The 7,259-nt window shown below is 61.1% G+C and carries 6 protein-coding genes and 2 riboswitches; of the genes, 2 read left to right on the forward strand and 4 right to left on the reverse strand.

Features of this window, described 5'->3' with window-relative positions; all coding sequences use genetic code 11:
• Window positions 1–66 precede the first annotated feature (66 nt).
• From cobM to EJA71_RS18775, 4 genes are all read right to left on the reverse strand, one after another.
• A complete protein-coding gene (gene cobM / locus EJA71_RS18760) occupies window positions 67–813 on the reverse strand; it encodes a precorrin-4 C(11)-methyltransferase (protein ID WP_158959141.1) in 747 nt (248 codons plus the stop codon).
• Window positions 814–894: 81 nt separating this feature from the next.
• Entirely contained in the window at window positions 895–1,308 is a 414-nt protein-coding gene (locus tag EJA71_RS18765; RefSeq protein ID WP_158959142.1) for a cobalamin biosynthesis protein, read from the reverse strand.
• Entirely contained in the window at window positions 1,305–2,006 is a 702-nt protein-coding gene (locus EJA71_RS18770; protein ID WP_158959143.1) for a CbtA family protein, read from the reverse strand. The genes EJA71_RS18765 and EJA71_RS18770 overlap by 4 nt, the downstream gene beginning before the upstream one ends.
• A gap of 11 nt (window positions 2,007–2,017) precedes the next feature.
• Window positions 2,018–2,215, reverse strand: coding sequence for a CbtB domain-containing protein (locus EJA71_RS18775; protein WP_158959144.1), 198 nt, complete (start codon window positions 2,213–2,215; stop codon window positions 2,018–2,020).
• Between the two features lie 121 nt (window positions 2,216–2,336).
• A riboswitch (cobalamin riboswitch) is annotated at window positions 2,337–2,559 on the reverse strand.
• A gap of 845 nt (window positions 2,560–3,404) precedes the next feature.
• Window positions 3,405–3,616, forward strand: a riboswitch (cobalamin riboswitch).
• 98 nt (window positions 3,617–3,714) lie between these two features.
• Here EJA71_RS18775 and cobW point away from each other — a divergent pair.
• Both cobW and cobN read left to right on the forward strand, forming a co-directional pair.
• A complete protein-coding gene (gene cobW / locus EJA71_RS18780) occupies window positions 3,715–4,788 on the forward strand; it encodes a cobalamin biosynthesis protein CobW (RefSeq protein ID WP_158959145.1) in 1,074 nt (357 codons plus the stop codon).
• 3 nt (window positions 4,789–4,791) lie between these two features.
• Window positions 4,792–7,259 (forward strand): cobaltochelatase subunit CobN (gene cobN / locus EJA71_RS18785; protein ID WP_158959146.1); only part of this gene is annotated, 2,468 nt, incomplete at its 3' end.

Genomic DNA, 7,259 nt, shown 5'->3' on the forward strand with positions numbered 1-7,259 from the left:
TTCGGCAGCTCCTACATTGGAATGTATTTCCCTGTAGGAGCTGCCGAAGGCTGCGATCTTTTGCTTTCAGGGCCTGTAAAGGTGTGCATGCCCCGCACGATACAACGATGACTCGCTGAACACCTCACTGCCCAACACCCGCCCGACCAGAATCAGCGCGGTCCGCCGAAAGCCTTTGGCCTCTACCTTCGCGGCAATATTCGCGAGCGTCCCCACCACCCAATCCTGATCCGGCCATGTCGCCCGATGAATCACCGCAATCGGGCAATCCTCGCCGTAATGCGGCACTAGTTCAGCGAGGATTTTCTGCAGATGATTGACCCCCAGATGGATCGCCATGGTCGCGCCATGCTGCGCCAGACTGCCGAGTTCTTCACCCGCTGGCATCGCGGTCTTATCGGCGTAGCGGGTCAGAATCACGCTTTGCGATACGTCCGGCAAGGTTAACTCTGCTCCCAGCAACGCTGCACACGCCGCCGTAGCCGTCACGCCAGGAATGATTTCGAACGGGATTCCCAGTTCCCGCAAATAGCGGATTTGCTCACCAATCGCGCCATACAAACTCGGATCTCCGGAATGCACCCGTGCCACATCCTGACCCTTGGCATGAGCGGTTTTGATCAGGTCGATGATCTGTTCCAAGTGCAATTCGGCACTGTTGACCACGGTGTCGGCGTGATGGCCTTCGAGCACCGCCGCAGGCACCAGCGAGCCTGCATAGATAATCACCGGGCAACTGCGGATCAGCCGCTGGCCTTTGACAGTGATCAATTCCGGGTCGCCGGGGCCGGCGCCGATGAAGTAGACGGTCATCATTGAATCCTTTGAAAAAGCGGCACGGCAATCCTTTCAGATGAAGATTGCTCATGATCAACGGCGAGGATTATCGGGATTTTATGCTGCGCCGGCCAATGCCAACGTTGCCTGAGCGTACTTCTGCCGGGAAATCAGCAGTTTTGCCGGGGCTTGGATCAACTGTTCAGCCAGCGCCAGCGCGGCACTTTCGGCAACGCCATAGCAGCCGGTTCGCTCGAAGGCGATCTGTGAATGATGGCTGAGCCTTTGCTGATAATTGGCCAGTTCTTCGCTGCTGAAGTACAGCAAGGGCAGGGCCAATTGCGCCGCAAGTTCCTGCAGTCCAGGCTCGTCGCGTTTCAGGTCGATGCTGGCCAATGCCTTGACGGTCTGGAGTTCGATACGGTGGGCCTGTAACGCTTGATCGAGCAGCGCACGCAACGTACTGGCCGGGCAGCCGCGCTGGCAGCCCAGGCCGACGACGAAAGCCGGCGCTGCGCTGTCATGAATCATGCGTGGTATTGATCATCGCTTTTGCGGCGGAACAACCAGGCGCTGATCAGGCCCAAGGCCAGCCAGAACGCCACGTTGGTCAACTGCGAAGCGATTTTGAATTGAGCTTCCAAAGCTTCCGGCGCGAGCATCGAATGTACATCCGGTTGCGGCGCGCCAATCACGTGCGGCACGGCAAGGATGGCAACACCGAGGACTTTCATCAGCCAGTGACGGCTGAACGCGATCAACGACAGGCCGACAGCGGTCGAAGCCGCGGTGCCGATCCACCACATCTGGCGCGATGCCAGGTCGGCGGCAGCAGTGCCCGGCAGTTCCGGCGGCAGGCCCATGGTCGGTGCCAGAACGAACGTCGCGTAACCGGCCAAGCCCCAGAGCAGGCCTTGCGAGGTTTTGGTCGGTGCGCGCAGGGTGTAGAGGCCGGCGAGCATCAGGGCGAAGCCCACGGCCACAACAAGATTGCCGCCGGTGGTCGAAACCACACGCTGCCAACCGTCTTCCGGCTCCCAGGCTTCGGCATCGTGAGTGTGGCCAGCCATGGCGCCTTCGGCGTGTTCATGAACGGCGACGGGTTCGGCTTTCTCGAAAGTTTCCGCTTGAAGAATCAGCGGCGAGACCCAGAAACTCTGCAGCAGAGTGAGGAGCAGGGCGGCCAGCAGACCGGTGAACCCTGCGGTTTGCGCAATACGCTTGATCATGTCGACAGGTCTCAGTGGCACGGGAACGCGGCGCTGTGGCGGGTATCGTGGGCGGCGTTGTGCACCGCTTCGATGTGCGAGAAACCGGCGAAGTAGACCAGGCTGGCGCCCAGAATCGACGCGAAGATCGCGGCGGTCAGGCGTTGGCTCAGCGTGGCGGTGCTGGCGATTTTGTCCGTGTTGCTGCCGGTGCTGCTGATGGTCGACATGGCGCTTCCCTCTGGAATGTCAGCGGGTGATATAGAGCGCATAAAACCCCTGCGGGTCGAGCACGCAGGGGTTCAAACAGCGCCCGCCCACCGCGGGTTTGTTATGTTCAACGACGCACAATGCGCGCTGTGTGTTGCGGGCCAGTCTCCGGGCTCACGAGGGGTTGGCGTCAGGCCGACCTGCAAGCGTCACCTTCCCATGCCGTACTGGCACAGTGGTTTTGACGCTTCGCTCGCTTACCGTTGCGGGGGCAGCACCGGACTGACATGGGCTTGAGTAAAGCACATGATTCACCGGTTTCCCGTTTCACCCTGTGAAGGGCACCCGTAACAAGTTGTGTAGGAGAGCATGAGGGGGGGATTTGAGTCAATTGGATGGGGGGCATATCCGTTGCTGCGGTAACGGCGGCTTAGGGTTTCGCCCTTACGGCGAGTCACCTTTTCCAAACGCCGGAGTGCCGGCCCAGCGAAAAGGTAACCGAAAAGGCTTTGCCCTGACGTTCGGCCCTCGCTAAGGCTCGGGTTCCTTCGCTGCAGGATCGATCCGGGCGCAGCGCCTACGGTTTGCTTCGCTGCACCTCCTCTCGCTGTGTTTGGCTGCGCCAAACGGTCGCTGCGCTCCCACGCCCGGATCAATCCCTCCACTCAGCCTTCCGACGGGCTCCTAGATCAAGATCAAGAGCAGGCGAGCTGGTACTCGGCCTATTGAGTGGTGAGGAGCCCAGGGTGCTCGGCTTTTGATCTTCGTAGGAGCAGAGCTTGCTCGGAAGGCGTCCTGACAGCGCACTTATTTTCCGATGCGTTCACATGTAGGAGCTGCCGAAGGCTGCGATCTTTTGATCTGCTTTGGCTTTTGATGTGGCTTTTGATGTGGCTTTTGATTTTTTGCCCCTTCGGCAGGCCGAGCGGAGGTGTCCATCCGGGGGTAGGCGCGCAGCGCCGTGCGGCGAAGCCGCACACATCGAGAGGAGGTGCAGCGAAGCAAACCGTAGGCGATGCCCCCGGATGGACACCGTAGTGAGGGAACACTGAGCCTCAGCGAAGTGCCGTACGCCGGGGCCAAGCCTTTTGGGTTACCTTTTCGGCGTCTGGAAAAGGTGACTCGCTGTAAGAGCGAAACCGCCAGCGGCAGCACCCGCAGCAACGGATATGCCCCCAATCCAAACATTGACCCATAAGCAAGCCATGCGTAGCCTTGCGCCTTCGAGGTTCTTCGGCCCACACCGAAGCTAAGAAGGGAACGCGGTCAATGCCGCGGCTGCCCCCGCAACTGTGAACGGTGCTGTTCGCTGCCACGCCACTGCCAGCTCAATCGATGAGCCAGCGGGAAGGCGCAGCAAACGCCAGGCGCATGCCTGAACACCGTCAGCCAGGAGACCTGCCTCGTCACAGATTCTCACTACAACCGGGCGGGGTGATCCGGTGGCGAACGCTTCCGGCGCGCACGCGCGTTGCCGGTTCTCGTCCCGTATGCCCGCCGCTTGCCAAAGGGCATACCGATGAAAACACTGGCCAAACTCCCCGTCACCATCGTCACCGGCTTCCTCGGCTCGGGCAAAACCACGCTGCTGCGCCACATGCTCGACAACGCCCAAGGCCGTCGCATCGCGGTGATCGTCAATGAGTTTGGCGAGTTGGGCATCGACGGTGAAATCCTCAAGCAATGCACCATCGGTTGCACCGAAGAAGAAGCCACCGGCCGCGTTTACGAACTGGCCAACGGCTGCCTGTGCTGCACCGTTCAGGAAGAATTCTTCCCGGTGATGCGCGAACTGGTTGCTCGTCGCGGTGACCTCGATCACATCCTCATCGAAACCTCGGGCCTGGCCCTGCCGAAACCGCTGGTGCAAGCCTTCCAGTGGCCGGAAATCCGTAGCGCCTGCACGGTTGATGCGGTAATCACCGTGGTCGACAGCCCGGCCGTCGCTGCCGGCACCTTCGCAGCGTTCCCGGATCAGGTTGACGCCCAGCGCAAACTCGACCCGAACCTTGACCACGAATCGCCGCTGCACGAACTGTTCGCCGATCAACTGGCCAGCGCCGATCTGGTGATTCTCAACAAGGCCGACCAGACCAGCCCGGAAGATCTCGCTCGCGTTCGCGCTGAAGTCGCCGAAGAGCTGCCGCCAGCGGTGAAAATCATCGAAGCCAGCAACGGTCGTTTGCCGCTGGACGTGCTGATCGGCCTCGGTGCCGGTTCCGAAGAACACATCGACAGCCGCCACAGCCATCATGATCATCATCACGGTGAAGGCGATGACGACCACGATGACCACGATCATGACGCCTTCGATTCGATCTCCATCGAACTGCCGCAAGCCGACGAAAGCCTGCTGCTCGACGCGCTGACGCAATTGGTAGTCAAGCACGGCATCCTCCGTGTCAAAGGTTTCGCTGCCATTCCAAACAAACCAATGCGCCTGCTGATCCAGGGTGTGGGCACGCGTTTCGACAAGCATTTCGACCGCCAGTGGGGCACCGATGAACCGCGCGTGACGCGTCTGGTGTTGATCGGTCAGGAGCTCGACGCCGCACAACTCGAAGCGCAACTGCGCGCCGCACTCAGCGTTTAAGCCATGCACCTGCTCAGGACTCAGCCCGGCGGTTTCGTCTCGGATGACAACATCGCCGACCTTGGCCAAACGCCCGCCGAGCTGGTGATCCTGTGCAGCGGCGACTCCAGCCTCGCGCTGCTCGCCGAAGCGGCGCAGCAGTTGCCGGAGGATTACCCGAGCCTGCGCTTGGCCAATCCGATGCAGGTGCAGAATCACGCGTCGGTGGATTTGTACGTCGATGAAGTGCTGCGCCACGCCAAGGTGATTCTGATCTCGTTGCACGGCGGCATCGCCTATTGGCGGTATGGCGTCGAGCGTCTGGTCGAGTTGGCCGAGCGCGGCGTTCAGGTGATTCTGGTGCCGGGCGATGATCGTCCCGATCCGGAGCTCAGCGATTTGAGCACCGTCAACGCCGAAGATCGCGACCGGCTCTGGCAGTTCCTGCGTCAGGGCGGCATGGGCAATGCGCTGGATTTCTTCCGTTGCATGGCCAGCCGTTGGCTCGACCGCGATTATCCGTGGGGCGAACCGCAACCCCTGCCGCGTACGGCGATTTACCACCCGCACAAACCCACCGCCGCACTGGGCGACTGGCAAGCCGAATGGCTGCCGGAAAACCCGGTCACGGCGGTGTTGTTTTACCGCTCGCATCTGCAAGCGGCGAACACCGCGTTTATCGACGTTTTCTGTCAGCGTCTGCAGGCGGCGGGGCTCAACCCCTTGCCCATCGCCATGGCCAGTTTGAAAGAACCGGGCTGCCTGGCGGTGGTCGAGGATTGGCTGGATGAAGTCGAGGCGGGGGTCATCCTCAATACCACCGGTTTCGCCCAGTCCAGCCCTGAAGCGCCGCATCTGCGGCCGTTTCGCCGCAATATTCCGGTGATTCAGGCGATCTGCGCTCAAGACAACGAGCCCGGCTGGCGTGACAGTGAGCAAGGCCTTGGCCCGCGTGATCTGGCGATGCACATTGCCTTGCCGGAACTCGACGGGCGCATTATCAGCCGGCCGATCAGTTTCAAGGATCTGGCCTGGCGCAGTGAGCGCAGTCAGTCCGATGTGGTCTGCTACCGCGCGCAACCCGAGCGTATGGATTTTGTTGCCGAACTGGCGCGGCGCTGGATCGATCTGGCGCGGGTGCCGAACGGCGAAAAACGCATTGCGCTGATCCTCGCCAACTACCCGACCCGAGACGGTCGCATCGGCAACGGTGTCGGCCTCGACACGCCGGCAGCAGCGCTGAATATCCTTCGTGCGCTACAGGCTGAAGGCTATCCGGTCACGGCAGAATTGCCGGGCAGCGGCACCGAGTTGATCCAGCAATTGCTCGGTGGCGTCAGCAATGATCTCGACACGATAGACCTGCGCCCATGCCAGCAAAGCCTGGCGATGGACGCTTATCTGGCGATGTTCAACGCGCTGCCGGAAGCCAATCGCGCCGCTGTTGTCGAGCGCTGGGGCGCGCCGCAAAACGATCCGATGTGTCGCGACGGTCGGATGATGATCGCCGGCATTCGCTTCGGCCTGACCTTCGTCGGCATTCAACCGGCACGCGGTTATCAGGTTGATCCAAGCGCGGTGTATCACGACCCGGATCTGGTGCCGCCGCACGCTTATCTGGCGTTCTATTTCTGGTTGCGCAACACCTACGGCGCGCACGGTGTGATCCACGTCGGCAAGCACGGCAACCTCGAATGGCTGCCGGGCAAGGGCGTCGGCCTTTCGGAACATTGCTGGCCGGATGCGCTGCTTGGGCCGTTGCCGAATATCTACCCGTTTATCGTCAACGATCCGGGCGAGGGCGCTCAGGCCAAACGACGCACGCAAGCCGTGATCATCGATCACTTGATGCCGCCGCTGACCCGCGCCGAAACCTATGGCCCGCTGCGCAATCTGGAGCTGTTGGCCGACGAATATTACGAGGCGCAACTGCTCGACCCGCGTCGCGCCCGTGAACTGCAGCGCGACATTCTGCAACTGGTACGTGACACGCAGATCGACCGTGAGCTGCAACTCGACGCAGCACTGGACAGCGACGCCGATGCAGCAATCTGGCTGCCGCGTCTGGACACCTATTTGTGCGATCTGAAGGAATCGCAGATTCGCGATGGCCTGCACATTTTTGGCGAGTCGCCGACTGGGCGACTGCGCATTGATACCTTGCTGGCGCTGCTGCGGATTCCGCGTGGCGATGGCAAAGGTGCGCAATCGAGTTTATTGCGTGCACTCGCCAAAGCGTTCGAACTCGGCTTCGATCCACTCGATTGTGCGTTGGCTGAGCCATGGACAGGCCCACGCCCCGAAGCGCTGCAATCACAAAGCGACGAATCCTGGCGCACCGCCGGCGACACCCGTGAGCGCCTGGAACTGTTTGCCAGCGAGTTAATCTCCCAGTCACTGCAGCCCCCTTGTAGGAGTGAGCCTGCTCGCGATGGCAGTGTGTCAGTTAAATTAATGTTGGCTGACACACCGCTATCGCGAGCAGGCTCACT

This window comes from Pseudomonas sp. PB106 (assembly GCF_009764645.1).
GTDB lineage: Bacteria > Pseudomonadota > Gammaproteobacteria > Pseudomonadales > Pseudomonadaceae > Aquipseudomonas.